At 71.5% G+C, this 24405-nt stretch carries 26 protein-coding genes and 2 pseudogenes; 13 read left to right on the top strand and 15 right to left on the bottom strand.

Annotated elements, in window-relative coordinates; genetic code table 11:
• Positions 1–132: 132 nt before the first annotated feature.
• The 6 genes from ACZ418_RS21670 to ACZ418_RS21645 all read right to left on the bottom strand — a co-directional run bounded on the left by ACZ418_RS21670 (position 133) and on the right by ACZ418_RS21645 (position 4768).
• Complete coding sequence (locus tag ACZ418_RS21670) at positions 133–1431, bottom strand: DUF6986 family protein (protein ID WP_468365173.1); 1299 nt, start codon at positions 1429–1431, stop codon at positions 133–135.
• 184 nt (positions 1432–1615) lie between these two features.
• The gene (locus ACZ418_RS21665) at positions 1616–2578 is read right to left on the bottom strand and encodes an electron transfer flavoprotein subunit alpha/FixB family protein (protein WP_468365170.1); all 963 of its coding nucleotides are present in this window, start codon (positions 2576–2578) and stop codon (positions 1616–1618) included.
• A 55-nt stretch (positions 2579–2633) separates the two neighbouring features.
• Complete coding sequence (locus ACZ418_RS21660) at positions 2634–3419, bottom strand: electron transfer flavoprotein subunit beta/FixA family protein (protein WP_468365167.1); 786 nt, start codon at positions 3417–3419, stop codon at positions 2634–2636.
• Between the two features lie 217 nt (positions 3420–3636).
• Positions 3637–4146, bottom strand: a complete 510-nt coding sequence (locus ACZ418_RS21655) for a flavin reductase family protein (protein ID WP_468365165.1) — start codon at positions 4144–4146, stop codon at positions 3637–3639.
• A 44-nt stretch (positions 4147–4190) separates the two neighbouring features.
• Complete coding sequence (locus ACZ418_RS21650; RefSeq protein ID WP_351617915.1) at positions 4191–4271, bottom strand: putative leader peptide; 81 nt, start codon at positions 4269–4271, stop codon at positions 4191–4193.
• Positions 4272–4354: 83 nt separating this feature from the next.
• Positions 4355–4768 carry a TlpA family protein disulfide reductase gene (locus ACZ418_RS21645; protein ID WP_468365508.1) on the bottom strand — a complete coding sequence of 138 codons (414 nt, stop codon included), beginning with the start codon at positions 4766–4768 and terminating at the stop codon, positions 4355–4357.
• Positions 4769–4843: 75 nt separating this feature from the next.
• Between ACZ418_RS21645 and ACZ418_RS21640 the strand changes: the two genes are divergently transcribed.
• Complete coding sequence (locus tag ACZ418_RS21640) at positions 4844–5260, top strand: DUF4395 domain-containing protein (RefSeq protein ID WP_468365162.1); 417 nt, start codon at positions 4844–4846, stop codon at positions 5258–5260.
• Positions 5261–5448: 188 nt separating this feature from the next.
• Positions 5449–6177: a lysophospholipid acyltransferase family protein gene (locus ACZ418_RS21635; RefSeq protein ID WP_468365159.1), complete on the top strand. Its 729-nt coding sequence runs from the start codon at positions 5449–5451 to the stop codon at positions 6175–6177.
• A 261-nt stretch (positions 6178–6438) separates the two neighbouring features.
• On the opposite strand, the gene ACZ418_RS21630 is transcribed toward ACZ418_RS21635, so the two are convergent.
• From ACZ418_RS21630 to ACZ418_RS21615, 4 genes are all read right to left on the bottom strand, one after another.
• Entirely contained in the window at positions 6439–7029 is a 591-nt protein-coding gene (locus tag ACZ418_RS21630; RefSeq protein WP_468365157.1) for a transglutaminase domain-containing protein, read from the bottom strand.
• Between the two features lie 78 nt (positions 7030–7107).
• Positions 7108–8178 carry a threonine aldolase family protein gene (locus ACZ418_RS21625; protein ID WP_468365154.1) on the bottom strand — a complete coding sequence of 357 codons (1071 nt, stop codon included), beginning with the start codon at positions 8176–8178 and terminating at the stop codon, positions 7108–7110.
• Positions 8175–8969: an SDR family NAD(P)-dependent oxidoreductase gene (locus ACZ418_RS21620; protein WP_468365152.1), complete on the bottom strand. Its 795-nt coding sequence runs from the start codon at positions 8967–8969 to the stop codon at positions 8175–8177. Before ACZ418_RS21620 ends, ACZ418_RS21625 begins: the two co-directional genes overlap by 4 nt.
• Complete coding sequence (locus ACZ418_RS21615; protein ID WP_468365149.1) at positions 8966–10363, bottom strand: DUF6421 family protein; 1398 nt, start codon at positions 10361–10363, stop codon at positions 8966–8968. Before ACZ418_RS21615 ends, ACZ418_RS21620 begins: the two co-directional genes overlap by 4 nt.
• 389 nt (positions 10364–10752) lie before the next feature.
• On the opposite strand from ACZ418_RS21615, the gene ACZ418_RS21610 reads away from it, so the two are divergent.
• Positions 10753–11436 carry a glycerophosphodiester phosphodiesterase gene (locus ACZ418_RS21610; RefSeq protein WP_468365146.1) on the top strand — a complete coding sequence of 228 codons (684 nt, stop codon included), beginning with the start codon at positions 10753–10755 and terminating at the stop codon, positions 11434–11436.
• A 3-nt stretch (positions 11437–11439) separates the two neighbouring features.
• On the opposite strand, the gene ACZ418_RS21605 is transcribed toward ACZ418_RS21610, so the two are convergent.
• Positions 11440–11979 (bottom strand): GNAT family N-acetyltransferase, encoded by a 540-nt coding sequence (locus tag ACZ418_RS21605; RefSeq protein WP_468365144.1) that lies wholly within the window; start codon positions 11977–11979, stop codon positions 11440–11442.
• A gap of 72 nt (positions 11980–12051) precedes the next feature.
• Between ACZ418_RS21605 and ACZ418_RS21600 the strand changes: the two genes are divergently transcribed.
• Positions 12052–12444 carry a VOC family protein gene (locus ACZ418_RS21600; RefSeq protein ID WP_468365141.1) on the top strand — a complete coding sequence of 131 codons (393 nt, stop codon included), beginning with the start codon at positions 12052–12054 and terminating at the stop codon, positions 12442–12444.
• Here the strand turns inward: ACZ418_RS21600 and ACZ418_RS21595 are convergent.
• Positions 12441–13280 (bottom strand): class I SAM-dependent methyltransferase, encoded by an 840-nt coding sequence (locus ACZ418_RS21595; RefSeq protein WP_468365138.1) that lies wholly within the window; start codon positions 13278–13280, stop codon positions 12441–12443. The genes ACZ418_RS21600 and ACZ418_RS21595 overlap by 4 nt on opposite strands.
• Before the next feature lie 151 nt (positions 13281–13431).
• On the opposite strand from ACZ418_RS21595, the gene ACZ418_RS21590 reads away from it, so the two are divergent.
• Positions 13432–14196, top strand: a complete 765-nt coding sequence (locus tag ACZ418_RS21590; RefSeq protein WP_468365135.1) for a VOC family protein — start codon at positions 13432–13434, stop codon at positions 14194–14196.
• 32 nt (positions 14197–14228) lie between these two features.
• Here ACZ418_RS21590 and ACZ418_RS21585 read toward each other — a convergent pair.
• Positions 14229–15156, bottom strand: a pseudogene (locus ACZ418_RS21585) (FUSC family protein); the annotation flags it as partial.
• Between the two features lie 62 nt (positions 15157–15218).
• On the opposite strand from ACZ418_RS21585, the gene ACZ418_RS21580 reads away from it, so the two are divergent.
• The 5 genes and pseudogenes from ACZ418_RS21580 to ACZ418_RS21560 all read left to right on the top strand — a co-directional run bounded on the left by ACZ418_RS21580 (position 15219) and on the right by ACZ418_RS21560 (position 19130).
• Entirely contained in the window at positions 15219–15776 is a 558-nt protein-coding gene (locus tag ACZ418_RS21580; RefSeq protein WP_468365132.1) for a DUF5134 domain-containing protein, read from the top strand.
• 88 nt (positions 15777–15864) lie between these two features.
• Positions 15865–16800, top strand: a complete 936-nt coding sequence (locus ACZ418_RS21575) for a M56 family metallopeptidase (protein ID WP_468365129.1) — start codon at positions 15865–15867, stop codon at positions 16798–16800.
• Positions 16801–17002: 202 nt separating this feature from the next.
• Positions 17003–17381: pseudogene (locus ACZ418_RS21570) on the top strand (phosphatase PAP2 family protein); the annotation flags it as partial.
• Positions 17382–17442: 61 nt separating this feature from the next.
• Positions 17443–18132 carry an HAD family hydrolase gene (locus ACZ418_RS21565; protein WP_468365126.1) on the top strand — a complete coding sequence of 230 codons (690 nt, stop codon included), beginning with the start codon at positions 17443–17445 and terminating at the stop codon, positions 18130–18132.
• 278 nt (positions 18133–18410) lie between these two features.
• A complete protein-coding gene (locus tag ACZ418_RS21560) occupies positions 18411–19130 on the top strand; it encodes a TetR/AcrR family transcriptional regulator (protein WP_468365124.1) in 720 nt (239 codons plus the stop codon).
• Here the strand turns inward: ACZ418_RS21560 and ACZ418_RS21555 are convergent.
• Entirely contained in the window at positions 19112–19732 is a 621-nt protein-coding gene (locus ACZ418_RS21555) for a DUF6214 family protein (protein ID WP_468365505.1), read from the bottom strand. The genes ACZ418_RS21560 and ACZ418_RS21555 overlap by 19 nt on opposite strands.
• Before the next feature lie 232 nt (positions 19733–19964).
• Here ACZ418_RS21555 and ACZ418_RS21550 point away from each other — a divergent pair, with 232 nt between their 5' ends.
• Complete coding sequence (locus ACZ418_RS21550; protein WP_468365122.1) at positions 19965–21302, top strand: FAD-dependent oxidoreductase; 1338 nt, start codon at positions 19965–19967, stop codon at positions 21300–21302.
• Positions 21303–21445: 143 nt separating this feature from the next.
• A complete protein-coding gene (locus tag ACZ418_RS21545) occupies positions 21446–22837 on the top strand; it encodes a nucleobase:cation symporter-2 family protein (RefSeq protein ID WP_468365119.1) in 1392 nt (463 codons plus the stop codon).
• On the opposite strand, the gene ACZ418_RS21540 is transcribed toward ACZ418_RS21545, so the two are convergent.
• On the bottom strand, positions 22754–23110 hold the full coding sequence (locus tag ACZ418_RS21540) for an ArsR/SmtB family transcription factor (protein ID WP_468365116.1): 357 nt from the start codon (positions 23108–23110) through the stop codon (positions 22754–22756). The genes ACZ418_RS21545 and ACZ418_RS21540 overlap by 84 nt on opposite strands.
• A 131-nt stretch (positions 23111–23241) precedes the next feature.
• Between ACZ418_RS21540 and ACZ418_RS21535 the strand changes: the two genes are divergently transcribed.
• Complete coding sequence (locus tag ACZ418_RS21535; protein WP_468365113.1) at positions 23242–24321, top strand: NADH:flavin oxidoreductase/NADH oxidase; 1080 nt, start codon at positions 23242–23244, stop codon at positions 24319–24321.
• Positions 24322–24405: the final 84 nt, after the last annotated feature.

Below are 24405 nucleotides of genomic sequence, written 5' to 3'. Positions count from 1 at the left end.
CGCTCCCCGCGACCGTCCGCTGCCCTGTCCCGGCGCCTGGCCCGCCGACGCCGGGCTGTTGCACGGCGACCGGATGTTCCCGCTGGAGCGCGCGGCGGTGCCCGCCCGGGGCTGGGGACCGGTTCGCTGCCGTTACTTGGCGGATGCCGTCAGGTCACCGCGCCGGGGTGCGGCGAAGCCCTCCAGGTCGGCGCGGGTCAGGCCGGTGAGGCGGGCGACCTCGGCGATGTCGAGGGCGCCGCAGTCCAGGCCGCGCAGCAGATAACCGCTGAGGGCCTTGGCGGTGGCGGGCTCGTCCATGACGTCGCCGCCGGCCCGGTTGGCGTAGCGGGCGAGGCGGCCGGCGGCCTGCTCGAAGCCCTCGCGGTAGAAGGCGAAGACGGCGGCGTAGCGGGTCGGGATGTGGCCGGGGTGCATGTCCCAGCCCTGGTAGTAGGCGCGGGCCAGGGCGCGCCGGGTGAGGCCGTAGTGCAGCCGCCAGGCGTCGTGGACCTTCGCGGTCGGGCCGACGGGCAGGACGTTGGTCGAGCCGTCGCAGACGCGCACCCCCGTGCCCGCCGCCGCGACCTGCATGATCGCCTTGGCGTGGTCGGCGGCGGGGTGGTCGCTGGCCTGGTAGGCGGCCGAGACGCCGAGGCAGGCGCTGTAGTCGAAGGTGCCGTAGTGCAGCCCGGTGGCGCGGCCCTCGGCGGCCTGGATCATCCGGGCGACGGTGGCGGTGCCGTCGGTGGCGAGGATGGACTGGCTGGTCTCGATCTGGATCTCGAAGCCGAGCCGGCCGGCGTCCAGGCCATGCACCTTCTCGAAGTCCTCGAGCAGGCGCACGAACGCGCCGACCTGCTCGGGGTAGGTCACCTTGGGCAGGGTGAGGACCAGGCCCTCGGGCAGGCCGCCGGACTCGACCAGGCCGGTGAGGAAGACGTCGAGGGTGCGGATGCCCCGGTCCCGTACCGCCGCCTCCATGCACTTCATGCGGATGCCCATGTACGGCGCTGCCGTGCCGTTCTCGTACGCCTGCGCGATCAGCCGGGCCGCGCGGGCCGCCGCCTGGTCCTCCTCGGCGTCGGGGCGGGGGCCGTAGCCGTCCTCGAAGTCGACGCGCAGGTCTTCGATCGGCTCGCGTTCCAGCTTGGCGCGGACGCGGGAGTGGACCGGCTCGGCCAGCTCGTCCGAGAGGCCCAGGACAGCCGCGAAGGAGGCGGCGTCGGGGGCGTGTTCGTCGAGGGCGGCGAGGGCCTGCTCGCCCCAGGAGCGGATCGTGTCGGCGGCGAAGGCGTCACCGGGGACGTAGACGGTGTGGACGGGCTGCCGGGTGCCGGGGTCCCCGGGGTAGCGGCGCTCCAGCTCCGCGTCGACCGGTGCGAGGGAGGCGCTGATCTCCTCGCTCACGGCGCCCGCGAGGCTTGTCGCCACCTTCTCCTGCTGACCCATCCCACACCCTCCAATTTTCCGCTTTACGGAATCAACAATCCGTAGAATGAAGTTATCCGGGTGGTTCTCGCTGGTCAACACCCCGTCCGCACCGTGGTCGAGGCCCGACGGATCCTCACCAGGATGCACCGAGGCCCCGGTGACCGCGTCGGTCACCGGGGCCTCGGACGTGCCTGGGTGAGGCTCAGCCCTTGCGGGCCTTGATCTCCTCGGTCAGCTGCGGGACGACGTCGAACAGGTCGCCGACGACGCCGTAGTCGACCAGCTCGAAGATCGGGGCCTCGGGGTCCTTGTTGACGGCCACGATGGTCTTGGAGGTCTGCATACCGGCACGGTGCTGGATCGCACCGGAGATGCCGTTGGCGATGTACAGCTGCGGCGAGACCGACTTACCGGTCTGGCCGACCTGGTTGGTGTGCGGGTACCAGCCGGCGTCGACGGCGGCACGCGAGGCACCGACGGCCGCGCCGAGGGAGTCGGCCAGCGCCTCGATGATCGAGAAGTTCTCGGCGCCGTTGACACCACGGCCGCCGGAGACCACGATCGCGGCCTCGGTCAGCTCCGGACGGCCCGTGGACTCACGCGGGGTGCGGGCGGTGACCTTGGTGCCGGTCGCCTGGTCCGAGAAGGTCACGGACAGGGCCTCGACGGCGCCCGCGGCCGGGGCGGCCTCCACGGCGGCCGAGTTCGGCTTGACCGTGATGACCGGGGTGCCCTTGATGACGCGGGACTTGGTGGTGAAGGACGCGGCGAACACCGACTGGGTGGCCACCGGGCCCTCGTCGCCGGCCTCCAGGTCGACGGCGTCGGTGATGATGCCGGAGCCGATGCGCAGCGCCAGACGGGCGGCGATCTCCTTGCCCTCGGCGGAGGACGGGACCAGCACGGCGGCCGGGGAGACGGCCTCGTAGGCGGCCTGCAGAGCGTCCACCTTCGGCACGACCAGGTAGTCGGCGTACTCGGAGGCGTCGTGGGTGAGGACCTTCACCGCGCCGTGCTCGGCGAGTGTGGCGGCGGTGTCGGCGGCGCCGTTGCCCAGGGCGACGGCGACGGGCTCGCCGATGCGGCGGGCCAGGGTCAGCAGCTCCAGGGTGGGCTTGCGGACGGCACCGTCCACGTGGTCGACGTAGACGAGGACTTCAGCCATGGGATTGCTCTCCTGCGAAAACGGAAGTTGAGGGGCGGTCAGCGGGGGCGAGCCCTTAGATGAACTTCTGGCTCGCGAGGAACTCAGCGAGCTGCTTGCCGCCCTCGCCCTCGTCCTTGACGATGGTGCCGGCCGTGCGCGCCGGGCGCTCGTTCGCGGCCTCGACCTTGGTGAGCGCGCCGTCCAGGCCGACCTCTTCGGCCTCGATGTCCAGGTCGGACAGGTCCCAGGACTCCACCGGCTTCTTCTTGGCCGCCATGATGCCCTTGAAGGACGGGTAACGCGCCTCACCGGACTGGTCGGTGACGGAGATGACCGCCGGGATCGAGGCCTCCAGCTGCTCGGAGGCGGCGTCGCCGTCGCGACGGCCCTTGACCGTGCCGTCCTCGACGGAGACCTCGGACAGCAGGGTGACCTGCGGGACACCGAGACGCTCGGCGACCAGCGCCGGTACGACACCCATCGTGCCGTCCGTCGACGCCATGCCGGAGACGACCAGGTCGAAGCCGGCCTTCTCGATCGCCTTGGCCAGCACCAGGGAGGTGCCGATGGCGTCGGTGCCGTGCAGGTCGTCGTCCTCGACGTGGATGGCCTTGTCGGCACCCATCGACAGGGCCTTGCGGAGCGCGTCCTTGGCGTCCTCGGGGCCGACCGTCAGAACGGTGACCTCGGCGTCGTCCGCGTTCTCCGCGATCTGCAGGGCCTGCTCGACCGCGTACTCGTCCAGCTCGGAGAGCAGACCGTCCACGTCGTCGCGGTCGACGGTCAGGTCATCGGCGAAGTGCCGGTCGCCAGTGGCGTCGGGCACGTACTTCACAGTGACAACGATCCTCAAGCTCACGCCGGCTCTCCTACTGCATCGTCATTTCCGGGCTGCCTCTTGCACGCAGCATAGGCGCCTCAAGCGGCCGATCCCGGTCGGGGCGTCCGCGCGCTCCGACCGAAATATTACTCGTCAGTACACCCAGTTCATGCCCGCTAAGCAAGCGCTTTGAACTGTGACCTTCGCAACGCAGCGTAACCGGAACTCGACGCGCGCGCAGGACACGGCGGCGTGATCAATCCCGCAAGCCGTTGAAGCGGCCCTGGTGGTAGAGGAGGGGGCGACCGGCGCCCGTGGGATCGCCCAGGACGACCTCGGCGAGCACGATCCGGTGATCACCGGCCGGGACCCGGCCGACGATCCGGCAGACCAGCCAGGCGAGCACGTCGTCGAGCACCGGTACGCCTTCCGGGCCCTCGCGCCAGGCGGTGGGCGCACCGAAGCGGTCGGCGCCGCTGCGGGCGAAGGTGGCGGCGAGCTCGCGCTGGTGCTCACCGAGTATGTGGACGCCGATGTGGTCCGTCTCGGCTATCGCGGGCCAACTGGAGGCGCCCGTGCCGATGCCGAAGGAGACGAGCGGGGGCTCGGCGGAGACCGAGGTGAGGGAGGTGGCGGTGAAGCCCACCGGGCCGGAGGCACCACGCGCGGTGATCACCGCCACACCGGCGGCGTGCCGACGGAAGGTGGAGCGCAACAGGTCGGGAGAGGCGAGCTGAACAGTGCCGAGGTCGGGCGAGGCCGTCATGGAGTTGTCCTTCTGCTGGAGGTCGCGAACTGGGCCGTCGGGTCTCAACAGCCCGGACAGATGGCGCTCGCGGTGCGGGCGAGGTCGACGTGGACCCGCCCATGGAGAAGGAGTTCGGTCGGCATACGGTCAGGCTGACGATAGTTGGTGCGCCCAGTCAAGCACGGTCCGGGATGCGGAAGGCACCGCACTGTCTCCTGAGGCCCCCTCACACGGCCTCGCCCAGTGCCGCGATGACGTCGGCCTTACGGGGTTGTCCGGTGGCGCGCCGTACGACCCGTCCGTCGGCGTCGAGCACCAGCACGGTGGGCGTCTTCAGGATTTCCAGTTCGCGTACCAGGTCCAGACGGGCCTCGGCGTCGATCTCGATGTGGGTCACTCCGGGGACCATTCCGGCGACCTCGCCGAGGACACGCCGGGTGGCCCGGCAGGGCGCGCAGAAGGCGCTGGAGAACTGGACCAGCGTGGCCCGCTCACCGAGGTCGCCGCCCAGCTCGGCGACGCCCAGCCGCTTGCCCTCGTCCCGCCCGCGCACCCGTACTCTCCCGCTCCGCCGCTTGTGCAGCACTCCGTAGGCGCTCGCCACGACGAGCACCGCCACGCACACCACCACTCCGGTCATCATCTGCACAAGCATTCATCAGACTGCAAAGATTCCCGCCTCCCGCCGCAGTTTCCGTTGCGGAATGCTGGATTCATGGACATCGACGTGAGGGGGCCGCGCTTCGGGGCGGCCGTGATGACGGCCGTTCTGGCCGTGGCACTGATCCTGCAGAACTCCTGGGTGCTGGGCTGGCAGACGCTGGTGTTCGCGGTGGGCGCGGCCGCGGGCGTGCAGCGTTCGCCGTACGGCTGGGCGTTCCGTACGGCCGTACGGCCGCGGCTCGGGCCGCCCAAGGAGTTCGAGCCGCCGGAACCGCCGCGGTTCGCGCAGGCCGTGGGTCTGGTGTTCGCGGGGCTCGGTCTCGTCGGGTTCACCGTGGGACCGCAGTGGCTGGGACTGGCCGCGACCGGCGCGGCTCTCGCCGCCGCGTTCCTGAACGCGGCGTTCGGCTACTGCCTGGGATGCGAGATGTTCCTGCTTCTGAAGAGGGCCACCGTACGGGCGGAGTAAAAGGCCTTCAAAGATCCAAGGTGGGATGTACGCCGACGTGACGAGAATCTCGCCACCGCCGGGCACCAGGACTGGCTACCCGTCCGTTCTTCGGGCACGATCTGCGAGACGCCGTAAACCTACGGCTGCGTAACTTACCCGCCGGGAGCCCCCTTTCCCGAGCAGAGCAGAAAGGGTCCGTCCCGCCCATGGCAGAGCTGGTCTACCGTCCCGTCATCGGATTCGCCAAGACGTTGTTCAAGGTCTGGGACCTGAAGATCGACTGCCAGGGGTCGGAGAACATCCCGCGCTCGGGCGGCGCCGTGCTGGTGAGCAATCACATCAGCTATCTGGACTTCGTCTTCAACGGCCTGGCGGCCCTGCCGCAGAAGCGCCTGGTGCGCTTCATGGCCAAGGAGTCCGTCTTTCGCCACCGGATCTCCGGTCCGCTGATGCGCGGCATGAAGCACATCCCGGTGGACCGCAAACAGGGCGAGGCGGCCTACGCGCACGCGCTGGACTCGCTGCGCTCCGGTGAGGTCGTGGGGGTCTTCCCGGAGGCCACCATCTCGCAGTCGTTCACGCTGAAGAGCTTCAAGTCCGGTGCGGCCCGGCTCGCCCAGGACGCCGGCGTCCCGCTGGTCCCGATGGCGGTGTGGGGCACCCAGCGGCTGTGGACGAAGGGCCACCCGCGCAACTTCAGGCGCAACCACCTGCCCGTCACCATCCGCGTCGGCGAGGCGGTCGAGGCACCCCGCGACCAGTACGCGGGCGCCATCACCCGTCGGCTGCGCGAGAGCGTCCAGGAGCTGCTGGAGGCCGCGCAGCGCGCCTACCCGGGCCGCCCCAAGGACTCCACGGACTCCTGGTGGCTGCCCGCCCATCTGGGGGGTACGGCACCGACGGTGGAGGAGCTGCGGGCGGCCGACGCGAGGTGACCTGCGGCGCCTTGACCGGGGCTTGGGGGCTTCGGCGGTTTCTTCGGCTGCGGGCCGGTGGGGGCTCGTCGCGCAGTTCCCCGCGCCCCCAGGGGGCTGAAGAGCCGTCGGTTTCAGGTGTGCGGCAATCGACGTATCGCTGACCGCTTGCCGCCGAGCACCCGGCCGTCGGCGGCGCGTTCGCCAACTTGCCTGTGGCGACCGGTTCCCCGCCAAAAGCGCCGCCCCGTCCTCGCTCGGGGCGACGGTCGTCCCTTGGCTTCAGAGTGCGTCAGGGAGCGTCCTCCACAGGTACGGCCGGTCGGGGGCCGCCTTCAGGGCGTCGAGGACGACCGGGTGCGGTTCGGCGTACAGGACCGGGTAGTCCAGCTCACCGGCCGCGGGGTCGGGGACCCAGGCCAGCCGTTCGCCGTCCAGGGAGAACTGGGCGTCCACGCCCGGCTTGTTGCCGCGCGGGTCCTGTCGGTGCCAGGCGCCGTGGAAGCGAACGGCGACCAGACCGTGCACGGCGTGGCCGCCCTCGTCGTCCGTCAGCCGCTGGTAGCAGAGGGCCGCGGGGATGTCCTCGGCACGCAGCAGCGCGGCCAGCGCGTGGGCTTTGGCGTAGCAGATGCCCGTGCCCAGGGCGAGCACGTCGGAGGCGCGCCAGGTGACGCGCAGGTCGCCGGAGTCCTGGGAGTGCGGGATGGTGTCCCGGACGAATTCATAGGCTGCCCGCGCATAGGCATACGAGTCGGCCGCCCCGGCGGCCAGTCTTCCGGCCGTCTCGCGGACCACGGGATGGTGATGGTCGATGACCTCGTCCGCGGCCAAGTACGCAGAGAGATCGGCGGTGTTCTGGATCAGCTCCATGGCCGCAGAGCATAGGAACGCGACCGCCCGACAGTCAATGACTTTTCGAGCGACCGCATACCTATGCATGACTGAGGACTAGCGCGCCATCTCCTCCTTGAGCGCGGCCACGAAGGTGTCGACGTCCTCCTCGGTGGTGTCGAAGGAGCACATCCAGCGCACCACTCCGGCGGCCTCGTCCCAGAAGTAGAAACGGAAGCGCTTCTGCAAGCGCTCGGACACGTCGTGCGGGAGCCGTGCGAAGACGCCGTTGGCCTGCACCGGGTAGAGGATCTCCACGCCGTGCACCGCGCGCACGCCCTCGGCGAGCCGCTGGGCCATCTCGTTGGCGTGCCGGGCGTTGCGCAGCCACAGGTCCTTCGCCAGCAGCGCCTCCAGCTGCACCGACACGAAACGCATCTTGGAGGCCAGCTGCATCGACATCTTCCGCAGGTGCTTCATCCGCCGCACCGCGTCCTGGTTGAGGACCACGACGGCCTCGCCGAGGACGGCGCCGTTCTTGGTCCCGCCCAGCGAGAGGATGTCGACCCCGACCGCGCTCGTGAAGGTCCGCATGGGCACGTTCAGCGAGGCGGCCGCGTTGGCGATCCGCGAGCCGTCCAGGTGCACCTTCATGCCGTGCGCATGGGCGTGCTCGCAGATCGCGCGGATCTCGGCCGGCGTGTAGAGGGTGCCGAGCTCCGTGCTCTGGGTGATCGACACGACCTGCGGCATGGCACGGTGCTCGTCCTCCCAGCCCCAGGCCTGCCGGTCGATCAGCTCGGGTGTGAGCTTGCCGTCCGGCGTGGGGACGGTGAGCAGCTTCAGGCCGCCCATGCGCTCGGGCGCGCCGCCCTCGTCCACGTTGATGTGGGCGCTCTCGGCGCAGATCACCGCGCCCCAGCGGTCGGTGACCGCCTGGAGCGCGACCACGTTCGCGCCGGTGCCGTTGAACACCGGGAAGGCCTCCGCGGTGGCCCCGAAGTGGCTGCGGATGATCCGCTGGAGGTTCTCGGTGTACTCGTCCTCGCCGTAGGCCACCTGGTGGCCGCCGTTGGCGAGGGCCAGGGCGGCCAGCACCTCGGGGTGGGCCCCGGCGTAGTTGTCACTGGCGAAACCGCGGACCTCGGGGTCGTGATGACGACGCGCGTCGGTCCTGGGAGGGTTCACGGCTTCTCGGTCAGCCACAGACGGTTTCCGTTCACTTCCGCGGCGGGCTTGCTCCAGACGCCCTCGATGGCCTCGGCGAGGTCCTTGACGTCCGTGAAGCCCGCGAACTTCGCGTTGGGGCGTTCGGCGCGCATCGCGTCGTGCACCAGCGCCTTCACCACCAGGATGGCAGCAGCCGCCTGCGGACCGGCCTCGCCCCCCGCCTTGCGGAAGCCGTCGGCCATGGCCAGCGTCCACGCCTCGGCGGCGGCCTTGGCCGCGGAGTACGCCGCGTTGCCCGCGGTGGGCTTCGACGCACCGGCCGCGCTGATCAGCAGGTACCGGCCGCGGTCGCTGCGCTGCAGGCCCTCGTAGAAGGCCAGGGAGGTGTGCTGCACCGTACGGATCAGCAGCTTCTCCAGCAGGTCCCAGTCCGCGAGGCTCGTCTCCGCGAAGGTCGCGCTGCCGCGCCAGCCGCCGACCAGGTGGACCAGGCCGTCGATCCTGCCGTGCTCCTTCTCGATGCGGCCGGCCCAGGCACGGGTCGAGTCAAGGTCGAGCAGGTCGACCGTCTCGCCGGTCACCGTGGCACCGCCGCGCGCGTAGCGGGCCGCGTCCACGGCCTCCGCCAGGCGCTCGGGGTTGTTGTCGGCGCCGACGACGACCGCGCCGGCCTCGGCGAGCCGGACCAGGGCCGCGTGTCCGGCCGGTCCGCCCGCGCCGGCCACCGCGATCACCGCACCGCTGAGAGACCCGTTGTTCGCCACGTTCTTCCCCTCTGAAGCAGTGTTCTCGTTGACGCGGTCGCTCACGCGGCGATCCGCTCGGCGCTGTCCGCCGTGATGCCCTTGGTGGAAGCGATCACATTCTTCAGCTTCTTGGACAGGGCCTCGTAGAACATGCTCAGCGGAAACTCGTCCGGAAGCACGTCGTCCACGAGCTTGCGCGGCGGCTGGGTCAGGTCCAGCGCGTCCGGGCCCTTGGCCCACTTGGAGCCGGGGTGCGGGGCGAGGTAGGTGGCGACCAGCTCGTAGCCGGCGAACCAGTGCACCAGCTTCGGGCGGTCGATGCCGTCCTTGTAGAGCTTCTCGATCTCGGCGCACAGCTGGTTGGTGACCTGCGGGGCGCGCTCCCAGTCGATGGAGAGCTTGTTGTCGGTCCAGCGGACGACGTCGTGCTTGTGCAGGTAGGCGAAGAGCAGCTGGCCGCCGAGGCCGTCGTAGTTGCGGACGCGGTCGCCGGTGACCGGGAAGCGGAACATCCGGTCGAAGAGCACCGCGTACTGCACGTCACGGGCCTGCGGGACGCCGTCCGCCTGCAGCTTCACGGCCTCCTTGAAGGCGGTGAGGTCGCAGCGCAGCTCCTCCAGGCCGTACATCCAGAACGGCTGACGCTGCTTGATCATGAACGGGTCGAACGGCAGATCGCCGTGGCTGTGGGTGCGGTCGTGGACCATGTCCCAGAGCACGAAGGCCTCTTCGCAGCGCTTCTGGTCGTGGACCATCGCGGCGATGTCCTCGGGCAGCTCCAGGCCGAGGATGCCGACGGCGGCCTCGGTCACCCGGCGGAAGCGGGCGGCCTCGCGGTCACAGAAGATGCCACCCCAAGAGAAACGTTCCGGCGCCTCGCGGACGGCGATGGTCTCCGGGAAGAGGACGGCCGAGTTCGTGTCGTAGCCGGACGTGAAGTCCTCGAAGGTGATGCCACAGAACAGCGGGTTGTCGTAGCGGGTGCGCTCCAGCTCGGCCAGCCAGTCGGGCCAGACCATGCGCAGCACGACCGCCTCCAGGTTGCGGTCCAGGTTGCCGTTCTGGGTGTACATCGGGAAGACGACCAGGTGCTGCAGGCCGTCCGCACGGTTCGCGGCGGGCTGGAAGGCCAGCAGGGAGTCCAGGAAGTCCGGCACCTGGAAGCCGCCCTCGGCCCACCGGTGCAGATCCTTCACCAGCGCCTGGTGGTAGGCCTCGTCGTGCGGGAGCAGCGGGGACAGCTGTTCGACCGCGTCGACGACACGCCGTAGGACGGCCTCGACGTCCGCCCTGGCCGGGGCGCCCTCAGCCCCGAAGTCGATGGATCCGTCCTTCGACTGCCACGGCCGGATCTGCTCCACGGCATCCTTGAGCACGGGCCAGGCCGGGTGTTCAACCACCCTGGTCGACGAAGGAATGCGTCCCTCCGTACCCGCCTGCACAAGAATTTCCGTCATGTCCCATCCTCCACGGGAGAAGCTCAAGTAGGGACACCGTATGCATACCCGGTTTCAGCCAGCAAGAGGCAGCCCGGGAAATTTTTCTGCGCAGCCCCTTGGTCACCGACATTTTTCCTGCCGTAAACCGTGACGGCGCTCACTTCCGTCGAGCACCCCGCTTCCGGCGCGACAGCGATCGGTCGCCGAAGGGGCGGGAACTCGCCCACGGCAGAGTGACGGCGGGGGCGTGTACCGGCCAGTCGACGGCCGCCACGCACCCGTATGCCCCATGCACGTGCGGGTTCATCGCGGGGCCCGGCCGTTAGGCTGCGACTCTGCCCGCGCGGACGACGGAGTCCGCCCGTTCCGCGCGTGCCGAGCCGCCGTCGACGGAACGGAGTCGAACCTTGAACTTCCTTACCATCGGTCACCGCGGGGTCATGGGTGTCGAACCCGAGAACACCCTTCGTTCCTTCGTCGCCGCGCAGGACGCCGGCCTCGATCTGATCGAACTCGATCTGCACCTGAGCAAGGACGGCGCCCTGGTCGTCATGCACGACGCAGAGGTGGACCGTACGACCGACGGCACCGGGCCGATCGCCGACAAGACCCTGGCCGAGCTGCGCTCCCTGGACGCGGGCCGCGGGGAGCGGGTACCGGTGTTCGAGGAGGTCCTGGACGCGGTGCGCACGCCGCTGCAGGCCGAGATCAAGGACGTGGCTGCGGCCCGGGCGCTTGCGGCGGTGATGCACGATCGCGATCTGGTCGGGCGGGTGGAGGTGTCCTCCTTCCACGACGACGCGGTCGCCGAGATCGCCCGCCTGGTGCCGGGCGTGCGCACGGCACTGATCGGGAGCCGCTACACCACAGACATCGTGGAGCGCGCCGTCGCCGTGGGCGCGGCGACCGTCTGCCTCAACATCCGACGGCTCACCCTGGAGATCGTCGAGCACGCGCGCAAGTCAGGACTGCGGATCATCGGCTGGGTCGTCAACACCCAGGATCATCTGCGGTTGGTGCGCGCCCTGGAGCTGGACGGCGCGACGACCGACTACCCGCAGATCAAGCGCACGGGGCGGTTCACGGCCTGACGGTCACCCGAGCTTCTTCACCAGCAGCTCGAACTGCAGATCGTCGCGCTGCGGAATGCCGAAGCGCTCGTCGCCGTACGGGAAGGGCGACATCTTTCCCGTACGGCGGTAGCCCCGGCGCTCGTACCAGGCGATCAGGTCGTCCCGGACGGAGATCACCGTCATGTGCATCTCCGTGACGCCCCAGATCTCACGGACCTGACGTTCGGCCTCCGCCATGACCGTCTTGCCGAGACCCGCGCCCTGCAGGGTGGGGCTGACCGCGAACATGCCGAAGTAGGCGTGATCGCCACGGTGTTCCAGCTGACAGCAGGCGATGATCCGGCCGTCCTGCTCCACGGTCAGCAGCCTGCTCTCGGGCGACTTGATGACCTCCAGCACGCCCTCGGGATCCGTCCGCTGCCCCTGAAGGATGTCCGCCTCGGTGGTCCACCCGGCCCGGCTGGAGTCCCCGCGGTAGGCCGACTCGATCAGCGCGACGAGCGCGTCGACGTCGGCGTCGGTGGCGTCGCGGAAGGTGGGGCCGGCGGCGGGGGTTTCCATGGAGCGCATCTCCGATTCTCGGGCGTGGCTGAGCCAGGGTCGAGGGTAACCCTGCCACTAGGCTGCGCCTGCATGGTGCACGTACTCAGCAGCCGGACCCTGCTCACCCCCTCCGACCCCGAGCGCTCCCGGACCTTCTACGGCGAGCAGCTGGGGCTGTCCGTCTACCGCGAGTTCGGTACGGGCCCCGAGCGGGGGACGGTCTACTTCCTCGGCGGCGGCTTCCTGGAGGTCTCCGGGAGGTCCGAGGCGCCGCAGTCGCCCGCCGTCCGGCTGTGGCTCCAGGTCGACGACGTCACGGCCGCGCACGAGGAGCTGAAGGCCAACGGCGTCGACATCGTCCGGCCGCCGGTGAAGGAGCCGTGGGGCCTGGTCGAGATGTGGATCGCCGACCCGGACGGCATCCGCATCGCAGTGGTGGAGGTCCCGGAGGACCATCCGATGCGCTATCGGCCGGGGATCTAGAGTCCGGACACATCCTCAGGGCGGTTGCCGGCAGTGAGCAGGTGGCCGCTGACACCGAGCAGTGAGGGCACGGACTCCGTCTGCCGCAACGCCGCCAGGACCAGCGCCCGGCGCTCCGGATCGTCGAGCCAGGAGGCGACATCGCCCATCAGCCAGGCGGCGCCTTCGAGGCCGTACTGAGCGTGCGGTGTGAGGCCGGCGTCCGCGAACTCGGCGGGGACGTCCTCCGGCGCGTGGAAGTAGGCCGTGGTGAACAGCGCCTTGGGCCCGCGGCCCGGACGCAGCCACCCGTCCTCGGCGGCCGCCTCGATGTGCGGGCGCCGGTCGGCGTCGAAGTACACGCCCTTGGCGAGTGTGTCGTGCAGCCCCGCGAAACGGTTGATCGTGGCGGCGACCACGAGACCTCCGGGCCGCACCACCCGGCGCGCCTCGGCGAGCGCCCGCACCCGGTCCGGGCGCTCGGGCAGGTGGTAGAGCGGGCCGAGGAGCAGCGCGACGTCCACGGACGCGTCCGGCGCCTCCAGGGCCCGGGCGTCGCCGTGGCGTGCCCGGACGCCGGGCAGCCGGGCCGCGCGCTCGACATGCAGGGGTACCGGGTCGAGGAGTTCCACGTCGTGGCCGTCGGCGGCGAGCCACTCCGCGTGGACACCGCTGCCGCCGCCCACGTCGAGGATCCGTGCCGGAGCGGGCGGCAGGAGCCTGCGCAGGACGTCCTGGGTGCGCCAGAACTCCAGCCGTCCGGCGCCGGTGCGCAGTCGGGCGTCCTCCTGGTCGCGTCCGTAGTACGCGGCGATCTCCTCGGCCAGCGAGGGTGCCGTGGTGTCCTCGGTTTCCATGGCCGGAACCCTCGCGCACCCCGCTCCGCCCGAGCAAGCCATTTCGCCGCCCGCAGGGACGTCCCGGATGGCCGGGGCGGGGGGCCGGGGTTAGCGTGCCGGAAGAGCGCCTGTGGGCGCGGCAGGCCCGCCCCGGCCGGAAGGAACCCCCATGAAGTTCGACAAGCCGGTGACCGGCGGACCGTGCTGGACCGAGCTCGGGACCAGCGATCTGGAGGGGGCCAAGCGGTTCTACACCGAGTTGTTCGGCTGGCGGCCGGAGACCGACCCGCGGCAGGAGGCCGGCGGGTACACGGTGGCGCACCTGGGGGACGCGGCGGTCGCCGCGCTCACCCCGCTGTACCAGGAGTCCCAGCCGGTGGCGTGGAACGTCTCCTTCGCGGTGACCGACGCGGACACGGCGGTACGGCGGGTGGAGGAGGCCGGCGGGACGGTGGTACTGGGCCCGATGGACGTGTTCGACGTGGGCCGGTTCGCGGTGGCCCTCGACCCGACCGGCGCGGCGTTCCAGCTGTGGCAGGCGCGGTCCTTCCCCGGCGCCGGGCTGTTCAACGCGCCCGGCACGCTCGGCTGGGTGGAGCTGGCGACCCGGGAGACCGAGCGGGCCCGGGACTTCTACACCACGGTGTTCGGCTGGAGCGTCAACGCCTCGGAGTGGTACACGCAGTGGGGCATCGGCGGGGACGACTTCGGCGGCATGGCCGACATGGGCGACCGGTTCCCGCCCGAGGTGCCGCCGCACTGGCTGCCGTACTTCGCGGTGGACGACGTGGACGCGACGGCCGAGGTCGCGCAGCGGGCGGGCGGCTCCGTCGTCGTGGCGCCCGTGTCGGTGCCCGACGGTCCGCGCATCGCGGTGTTGCGGGATCCGCAGGGCGCGGCGTTCGGAGTGCACCAGGCCGACGAGGAAGGCTGAGCCGCTGCGCTTGCCCTACCTTGTCTTCGCGGGGGTGCCGGGTGCGGCTCGGCCAGCAGCCGGGCGGCGTTCTCCGCGCTCCGCCGCGGTCAGCGCGTGTTCGAGGCGGTCGCCCGCGCGCCGGTTGGTGACGGCGACGGCCGCGACGAAGCCGACCAGCGCGCCGACCAGGGTGTCCGCGACCCGCTCGGTGATCAGTTCGGCCGGGTTCTGGGCGCGCGCGAACTCGGTGATGAGCAGGGCCATCGGGGTCACGCAGACGGTGCCGAGCCAGTAGTTGCGCGCGATCAGCGCCTCGGCGCCGAAGTTGAACGCGAGGCAGCACAGCACCAGCGCGACCGGGTGGAGATGAGCGAGCGGGGCGACGACGGCGAACACGAGGACGCCGAGCGCGTTGCCGACGACCCGCTGGACGGCCCGGCTCCAGGTGAGGGTGACGTTGGCCTGGTACAGGGAGGCCGCCGTGACCAGGGCCCAGTAGGGGCGCCCCACGCCGAACGCGAGGGAGGCGTAACCGGCGAGGGCGCAGCCGATCGCGGTGCGCGTGGCGATCGGGGCGAGGGGGGCCAGGCGATGCCGCAACGGCCGTCGCGCCAGGGCGGGTTCGGCGTCGAGGCCGAGGAGTCCGCCGGCGGACTCGCGCGGGGACTCGACGCGCGGTATCCGTCCGGCGCCGCGCAGCTCGCGGGCCCAGGCACGCAGCCGTGCGGGGTCGGTGTCGGCGGGGGCGGCGAGTGCGACCTCGGCGTGGACGAGGAGCCGTTCCAGGGCGCGCCGGGTGCGGTCGGGGCGGGTGCCGGCGGCGAGCAGCGACTGCCGGGCGGCGTGGATCGCGGCGGCGCTCGCGGCCCGGGCCCGGACGTGGCCGTCGGCGGTGCCACGGGTGTCGTCCGACAATCCCCAGGGCGCGCTCACCTGCCGTGCCCCGCCGAACGCTCCTCGTGTACATCCTTGCGCTCGCGTGCGCTCCGCACGGCGTGGGCATCGCATCCCTCGACCGACCGTCGATCGGGGAGGTGCGCGTGCACGGACCGGTGCCGGCAGCGTGGTTGCTGGTCGCCCTGTGTGCGGCGACCGGGGCCTACTGCCTGCTGCGGATGCGCAGCCGCGTGGAGGAACAGCGCAGCGCCGCGGGCGGCGAGGCTCTGATGGGCTTCGGCATGGCCGTGATGGCCGTACCGGCGGCGGCCTTCTCGCCGCCGAGGTGGGCGTGGCCGGTGTACGCGGCCGTGTTCGGCGCGGCGGCACTGCGCGCGCTGTGGGCCGCGCGCGCGGCCCCGCATCATCTGCACCACCTGGTGGGCACGTCCGCGATGGTCTACATGTCGGTGGTCATGGCCGCGGCTCCGCCCGGCGCCCATCACGCGCACGGCGGCTCGGGCGTGCCGCTGCTGACCAGCCTGTTGCTGCTGTACTTCGCGGGTTATGTGCTGCTCGCCGGCGCCCGTCTGGTGCCGGCCGCCGTCGCGGTGGCCGGGGCCGGCGGCGGCCCGGTCGGCTGGGGCGACCGGCCGGAGCTGGCGCGGGCCTGCCGGCTGTCGATGGGGATCGGCATGGTGGCGATGCTGCTGGCCATGTGAGCCGGGTCCGTGCGGGGTGCGTTGTCTACGTCACTTCGGTGACGCGGAGCGTACCGGTGAGCGGGATCGCGCTCATAGGGTGCTGACCATGATGGTCCCCGTGACCCTGCTGCTGCTCGGCGCCCTGACCGCCGTCGTCGCCCCGGGGCTGCTCGCCCGGGCCGACTGGGCGGACCGCGAACCGGTCCTCGCCCTGTGGGTGTGGCAGTGCGTGGTCGCGGCCGTCCTGCTGTGCTGCCTGCTGTCGATGACGCTCAGCGCGTCGGCGGCCTGGCACGCGGTGCGCAGCCATGTGTTCGCCCCGGCTCCGCGCGCGGTCGTGGACGCCTACGCCCTCGGTACGGCCGGCCCGTGGGCGGCACCCACCGCCCTGCTGCTGGCCTCCGGTGGCCTGTGGAGCCTCGCGATGCTGGTGCGCGAGGTCGTACGGGCCCGGGCCCGGCGGCGTACCCGGCGGTCCGAACTCCTCGTGCGCGCCCCGCTGTTGCCGGGCGAGAAACCCGCCGGCGGCCGGCTGGTGGTGCTGGAGGGCGAGCGTCCCGACGCCTGGTGGCTGCCTGGTACGGCACCCCGCCTGGTCATCACGACGGCCGCGCTGCGCCGTCTGAAAGAGCGTCAACTGGATGCGCTCCTCGCCCATGAGCAGGGCCACGCACAGGCCCGGCACGATTGGCTGCTGCACTGCTCGGCGGCGCTGGCCAGCGGGTTTCCGCAGGTGCCGGTGTTCGCGGCGTTCCGTGCCGAGATGCACCGGCTGGTCGAGCTGGCGGCGGACGACATGGCGTCCCGGCGCTTCGGCCGGCTGACGACCGCGCTGGCGCTGGTCGAACTCAACGAAGAACGGGGCGTGTTCGGCCCCTGCCCGACCCCGCAGGCCCATGTGCCGCAGCGAGTGCACCGGTTGCTCGCTCCACCGGACCGGCTCCCCGCACTGCGCCGGCTGCGTCTGACGGCCGTCGCGGCGCTGGTGCCGGTGATCCCGGTACTGGTGACCCTGATTCCGGGCCTGCGCGCGCTCGGCTGACAACTGTCGCCGATCAACCGACAACTGTCGGCTGTCGGCTGTCGGCTGTCGGCTGTCGGCTGTCGGCTGTCGGCGCCGTACGCCGCGCGGCCGGCCGGATGGTGGCCACGCGCCTCCCGATCAACAGGGATCGCGGCATGCCCCGGCCCCATCCGCGCCACGGCCCTCCTCGCCGCCGCCGTCGGGACGGCGGCCTCTCCCGCGGGTGCTGACCGACTGGGGTCTGGGACCCGCTGATGCTGCGCCTGGTGTGCGCGGCCGCCGTGGTGTGGCTGGTGTCGCGGCACGCAGCCTGGTGGACGGCGCTGTGGCCGGCGGTCACCGTGGCCCTGGCGGCGGTGGTGCAGCAGTCGGTGAAGGGGGCCGTCGACCGGCCTCGGCCGGTGTGGCCGGACCCCCGTCGACTCCGTCCGTTACGCGGCCTTCCCGTTCGGTCACGCCATGACGGCCACCGTGGTGTGCGGCCTGCTGCCGTGGCTGCTGCACCGCTTCGGCGTGGGTCGCGCGTGCACTGGCCCTCGGACGTGCTGGGCGGCCGGCTGTTCGGGACGTCGGGGGTGACCCTGGCCGTGATCGTGTAGGAGTGGCCGTGGCCCGGTCACGTCCATACCGCTGGGCACCGGCCCGGATAGGGTCACGGACATGACTGCCGTGTTGTTCGACTTCTCCGGGACGCTGTTCCGCGTCGAGTCCACCGAGTCCTGGCTGCGTGCGGTGCTGAGCGAGACCGGGCACACCCTGTCCGAACCCGAACTGATGGCGGCCGCACGGGCCTTGGAGACGGCCGGTGCGCTGCCGGGCGGAGCGAATCCGCTGGAGCTGCCGGCCGACCTGGCCGAGGTCTGGGCAGTGCGGGACGAGAGCGCGGAGCTGCACCGGGCCGCCTACACGGGCCTGTCCCGGCGGGTGCCGCTGCCCGACCCCGGGCTGCACGACGCGCTGTACGAACGGCACAAGACGCCGGCCGCCTGGGCCGCGTACCCGGACGCCCCCGAGGTGCTGCGCACGCTGCACGAGCGCGGGATCGGCGTGGGCGTGGTCAGCAACATCGGCTGGGATCTGCGCCCGGTGTTCCGCGAGCACGGCCTCGACCGGTATGTGGACACGTACGTCCTGTCGTACGAGCACGGCGTGCAGAAGCCCGACCCGCGGCTGTTCTCGGTCGCCTGTGCGGCGCTGGACGCCGATCCCCGGCGGGTGGTCATGGTGGGCGACAGCAAGGAGGCCGACGGTGGCGCGGCCGCGCTCGGCTGCCGGGTGCACTTCGTCGACCACCTGCCGGTGACCGACCGGCCCGACGCGCTGCTGCCCGTGCTGGATCTGGTGGGCTGAGGCCCCGGAGAACACCACCCTGCGTGGTCGGCGCTGCCGCGACAGGTCCCAGCACAGCGCCGCGCGGAGGCTGCGCTCGTCGGGTCGGACAGGGCCGGACAGCACACTGCGGGCACTTCGAGCACGCCGGGAAAAAGGGGCTCACTGCCAAGCCGTCCGCCTGAGACGATCCCCCGCGTCGCCCCAGACGGACGGCAGCCTGGACAGGGCCCGCCCATGGCGGTACCCACTGCGGTGAGTATAGTTGGCTGGCAGCCAGTCAACGCAGGAGTTACAGGATGTCCCCGCGCAGCGCCTCGGTCAATGAAGAGTTGCGGCGGCGTTCCCGGGAGCGGCTGTTGCAGGCCGCCGTGGAGCTGGTCGACGAGCACGGCTTCGAGGCCACCACGCTGGGCGACATCGCGGACCGTGCCGGTTCGGCGCGCGGACTGGTGTCGTACTACTTCCCCGGCAAGCGCCAGCTGGTGCAGTCGGCCGTGCACCGGCTGATGCATCGCACGCTGGAAGAGGCGCTGGAGCAGGAACCGCACACCGAGGACGGCCGGGAGCGCCTCGCCCGGGCCATCGACGCGATCCTGGGCCTGGCCCGCGACCGGCCGGTGCTGATGCGGCAGCACATGGCGGGGCTGCTGCAGGCGGAGGGCTTCGTCCAGTGCCCGGAGCAGCGCCGGCTGTCGGAACTGCTCAGCGACACCGTCGCCCGGTACGGCTCCCAGGACGTCGCCGCCGACTATCCGATGCTGCGCGCCCTGCTGATGGGCGCGGTGTACGCGGCGCTGGTGCCGGGAGTACCGATGCCCGTCCCCGCGCTGCGGGCCGAACTGTTCCAGCGGTACGGGCTCGACTGGGAGTCCGGGGTGCCGCCGGAGAGCGAGCAGTGCAAGCAGGCACGGGAGCAGGACCTGTCCCGGTTCTTCGCGACGGAGGAGCGGCCGAGCAGTCGTGACGGACGCGTGAGCCGTGAGGACGGCAAGCGGCCTCAGTCGCGGCGTACGTGACGGGGCGTCAGGAATCCCGCGTCCCGTGCCTGGGCGATCAGCCTGAGGGAGCGGCGGCGGCTGTGCCCGGTCGCGCTCATCACGGCGAGCACCGGGTCACCGCCGTCCTCCTGTGCGGCACGGTACTCCTGTGCGACCAGCCGACGCCCCTCGATGCCGCGCGGCCAGACCGGCCGGGCGCGCCGCGGCCCCACACCGAGCGCGCTCTCCTCTGCACCGACCTCGTCCTCGACGACCTCCTGCTCGACGACCTCCTGCTCGACGACCTCCTGCTCGACGACCTCCTGCTCGACGACCTCCTGCTCGACGACCTCCTGCTCACCGGCCGCCCCTTCGTCGTCGGCTTCCGGTTCGCACCGCTCCTCCGGATGCTCGCCGCCGTCGCCCTCGTAGGAACGCTCCACCCCGCACGACTCGAACAGCGGCCCCTCGATCCAGTCCGCTAGCACCGTGAGGTCGGCGAGGGACAGGGCCGGCTGGGCCCTGACGTCCTCGATCGACACGCAGCCCTCGCGCACGACGGCCAGGGCGTCGACCTGAGCACCGTCCGGAAAGGCCAGCCGCACATGGAACCAGGACGTGACCTCGCCGGGCTCCCGCACCTTCCAGGCGGGCCACACGGACACCACACCGTCCTTCGGGTCCCGCTCGGAAAGATCAAGAAAGGATGCTTCCCGCACACACGCAACGTAACCTCATGATCACAATCCATGACGAACGGACACGCTTCGTAGTCACCCCGCCGGCCCCTGCCGTCGCGGACCCGTGGGTGCCATGCTGGAGCCGTCCGCACACCACCTCCTTCGTCACCTCCGCCGTCCGAGGAGTACCGCTGTGCTGCGTGTCGCCGTCGTCGGTTCGGGGCCGAGCGGGTGTTACACCGCCCAGACCCTGGTTCAGCAGGCCCCTGAGGTGTACGTGGACGTCCTGGACCGGCTGCCGTGCCCGTACGGCCTGGTCCGGTACGGCGTCGCCCCGGACCACGAGAAGATCAAGTCCCTGCAGGGCAGCCTGAGGACGGTGCTGGAGCACGAGCGGGTGCGGTTCCTCGGCGGGGTCCGGGTGGGCGGCGGCCCCGGGGAGCTGTCGGTGGAGCGGCTGCGGGAGCTGTACCACGCCGTGGTGTACTGCGTGGGTGCCGCCGCCGACCGCCGGCTCGGGATTCCGGGCGAGGAGCTGCCCGGCAGCTGGTCGGCGACCGACTTCGTGGCCTGGTACAGCGCCCATCCGGACGCAGCCGACACGGGCTTTCTGCGCGGAGTGCGGTCGGCCGTCGTGATCGGCGTGGGCAATGTGGCGGTGGACGTCACGCGGATGCTGGTCCGGGGTGCCGCGGAACTGCGCCCGACGGACATGCCACAGGCGGCGCTGGACACGCTGACGGCGAGCGGGATCACCGAGGTGCACATGGTGGGTCGGCGCGGCCCGTCGCAGGCCCGCTTCACCACCAAGGAGCTGCGCGAGCTGGGCGCGCTGCCCGGCACCGCGGTCCGCGTCGATCCGGCCGATCTGACGCTGGATCCGGCGGACCCCGCCGCCCTGCCCGCCGTACCCCGCCGCAATCTGGAAGTGCTCCGCGGCTGGGCCGCCGGCTCCTCGGCGGAGGGCGCCCGGCGCATCGACCTGCGCTTCTACCTGCGGCCCGTGGAACTGCTCGCGGACGCCGGCCGGGTGGGCGCCGTGCGCTTCGAACGGACGGCGCCGGACGGGCGGGGCGGGGTGACGGGCACCGGCCGGTTCGTGGACCTGCCCGCCCAGTTGGTGCTGCGCTCGGTGGGCTATCGCGGAGTGCCGCCGGACGGGCTGCCGTTCGACACGCCGAGCGGCACGGTGCCGAACACGGCGGGGCGGGTCGTACGCGAGGGTGCCCCCTCCCCCGGCGAGTACGTCGCCGGATGGATCAAGCGCGGTCCGACGGGTGTCATCGGCACCAACCGGCCCTGCGCCAAGGAGACGGTGACCTCCCTGCTCGCGGACGCTCCGGCGCTGCTGCGCCGGCAGGTGCCCGAGGATCCGGTGCCTGCGCTGCGGGCGGCCGGCATCGAACCGGTGCCGTGGGCGGGATGGCTGGCGATCGAGCGGGCCGAGGCCGAGCTGGGCGCGCGGCTCGGGCGGAGCGTGGTCAAGCTGGCCGACTGGGACGCGCTGCTCACGGCGGCCCGGTCGGCATAGCCCCCGGTGGCCAGGGGTTCCGCAGCGGCCGGGCGGGCATGACACACAGCGGCAACGGACCGGAAATCAACAAACTGTTCAAGGCGCTTACGGTCTCGTCCTGTTCGGATGTCACTCCCCACCCGCTCACTGCTGGAGTCCCCATGGCCACCACCGCAGACGTCCATCCCGTCGACGAGATACCACCGGCGCGCCAGTTGGCGGCCTTCGGGCTGCAGCACGTGCTCGCGATGTACGCGGGTGCCGTCGCCGTGCCGCTGATCGTGGGCGGCGCCATGAAGCTGTCGCCCGCCGACCTGGCGTATCTGATCACCGCCGACCTGCTGGTGTGCGGAATCGCCACGCTGATCCAGTGCGTCGGTTTCTGGCGGTTCGGCGTCCGGCTGCCGATCATGCAGGGCTGTACGTTCGCGGCGGTGTCGCCGATGGTGCTCATCGGGACGACGGGCGGCGGACTGCCCGCGATCTACGGCTCGGTGATCGTCGCGGGTCTGGCGATCATGCTGCTCGCGCCGGTCTTCGGCAGGCTGTTGCGCTTCTTCCCGCCGCTGGTGACCGGCACGGTGATCCTGATCATCGGGGTATCGCTGCTGCCGGTCGCGGGCAACTGGGCGGCGGGCGGCGCCGGTGCGAAGGACTTCGGGGAGCCGAGGAACCTGGCGCTGGCGGCCTTCGTGCTGGCGGTGGTGCTGGCCGTGCAGCGGTTCGCGCCGCCCGCCCTCGGCCGGATCGCCGTCCTGGTCGGGATCGCGGTGGGCCTGGCGGTCGCGGTGCCGTTCGGGTTCACCGACTTCAGCGGGGTCTCCGGCGCCGACTGGGTGGGCATCAGCACGCCGTTCCACTTCGGGGCGCCGCAGTTCAAGGCGTCCGCGATCGTGTCCATGCTGGTGGTCGCTCTGGTGACCATGACCGAGACGACGGGTGACCTGATCGCGGTGGGCGAGCTGACCGGGCGGAAGGTCGAGCCGCGCTCGCTCGCCGACGGGCTGCGCGCGGACGGTCTGTCGACGGTGCTGGGCGGAGTGTTCAACACCTTCCCGTACACGGCGTACGCGCAGAACGTGGGCCTGGTCGGGATGACCCGGGTGCGCAGCCGCTGGGTGGTGGCAGCGGCCGGCGGAATCCTGGTGCTGCTCGGTCTGCTGCCCAAGCTGGGCGCGGTGGTCGCGGCGATCCCGGCGCCGGTGCTGGGCGGCGCGGGGCTCGTCATGTTCGGCACGGTCGCGGCGAGCGGGCTGCGGACGCTGGCCGAGGTGGACTTCAAGGGCAACCACAATCTGACCGTCGTGGCCGTGTCGGTGGCGATCGGCATGCTGCCGGTGGGTGTGCCGACGGTCTACGCGAAGTTCCCGGACTGGTTCCAGACGGTGATGAACAGCGGGATCAGCGCGGGCTGTCTGTCCGCGATCGCCCTCAACCTGCTTTTCAACCACCTTCCGGGGAAGGCGGGTTCAGGCGCCGTCGCCGAGCCGGCCGGCCTGCCGGTCGGCGGCCGCGAGGAGGCTGTCGAGCAGCCCCGGGAAGAGTCCGTCTAGATCGTCCCGGCGCAGGCCGTTCATCTTGGCCGTACCTCGGTAGACCTGCCGGATGACCCCGCTCTCCCGCAGCACCCGGAAGTGGTGCGTGGTGGTGGACTTGGTCACCGGCAGGTCGAACTGCGAGCAGGTCAACTCCACTTCACGGGCGGCTAGTTCACGCACGATCTGCAGCCGCATCGGGTCGGAGAGCGCGTGCAGCACGCCCTCCAGGCGGATCTCCTGCCGCTCCGGATGCGGCAGCGCGCGGCCGGCGGTGTCGGTGTCGGTCACGGCGGCTGCCCTTCGTCGCGGAACTCCTCGGCTGTGAACATTGTACGAGAGACGCCGTAGTTTGACATGTCTCGTAGTACGAGGATTATCGTACGAGGCGACCAGCGGTCCCGTGACGAACGGAGTCTGTCGTGAGCTCGCTCTTCGAGAGCATCACCCTGCGCGAAGTGACCATCCCGAACCGGGTGTGGATGCCGCCGATGTGCCAGTACTCGGCCGAGCCGGAGGGTCCGCTCGCGGGCGCCCCGCACGACTGGCACTTCGCGCACTACGCGGCGCGCGCCACGGGCGGCACCGGCCTGATCGTCGTGGAGGCCACCGCGGTCTCGCCGGAGGGCCGGATCTCCCCCTACGACCTCGGCCTGTGGAACGACACACAGGTGGAGGCCTTCCGCCGGATCACCCGCTTCCTCACCGCCCAGGGCACGGTGCCGGGGGTCCAGCTCGCGCACGGTGGCCGCAAGGCGTCCACCGACCAGCCGTGGAAGGGCGGCGCTCCGCTCGGACCGGAGGCGCGCGGCTGGCAGCCGGTCGCCCCGAGCGCGGTGCCGTTCGACGAGCGCCACCCCGTGCCCACCGAGTTGACGGCGGACCAGATCCAGGAGATCGTCGGTGAGTTCGCCGCAGCGGCTCGACGGGCGCTCGCAGCCGGCTTCGAGATCGCCGAGATCCACGGCGCCCACGGCTATCTGATCAACGAGTTCCTCTCCCCGCACTCCAACCACCGCACCGACGCCTACGGCGGCTCCTACGAGAACCGCACCCGGTTCGCCCTCGAGGTCGTGGACGCCGTACGGGCGGTGTGGCCCGAGGACAAGCCGGTGTTCTTCCGTATCTCGGCCACCGACTGGCTCGAGGACGGCGGCTGGACCACGGAGGACACGGTCCGCTTCGCCCACGACCTGCACGCCCACGGCGTCGACCTGCTCGACGTCTCCACCGGCGGCAACGCCTCCGGCGTGACCATTCCGACCGGGCCCGGCTACCAGGTGCCGTTCGCCGCGCGGGTGAAGGCCGAGACCCCGCTGCGCGTCGCCGCCGTGGGCCTGATCACCGAGGCCGAGCAGGCCGAGAAGATCGTGACGAACGGCGAGGCCGACGCCGTCCTGCTGGGCCGCGAGCTGCTGCGCAACCCGTCCTGGGCCCGACACGCGGCCCGCGAGCTGGGCGGCGAGGTCCGGGTACCGGACCCGTACCACCGGTCGGTCTGACCCACAGCAACCGCCACCACCGGCAGGCCTGAGCACAGCCGTCCCCGACCACCCGGCCGGTCAAAGCGCAGGGCGCCCACCACC

Source organism: Streptomyces sp. NPDC030820 (genome assembly GCF_055572075.1).
The sequence above is the reverse complement of the archived record's forward strand: the minus strand, read 5'-3'. Positions and strand labels throughout refer to the sequence as shown.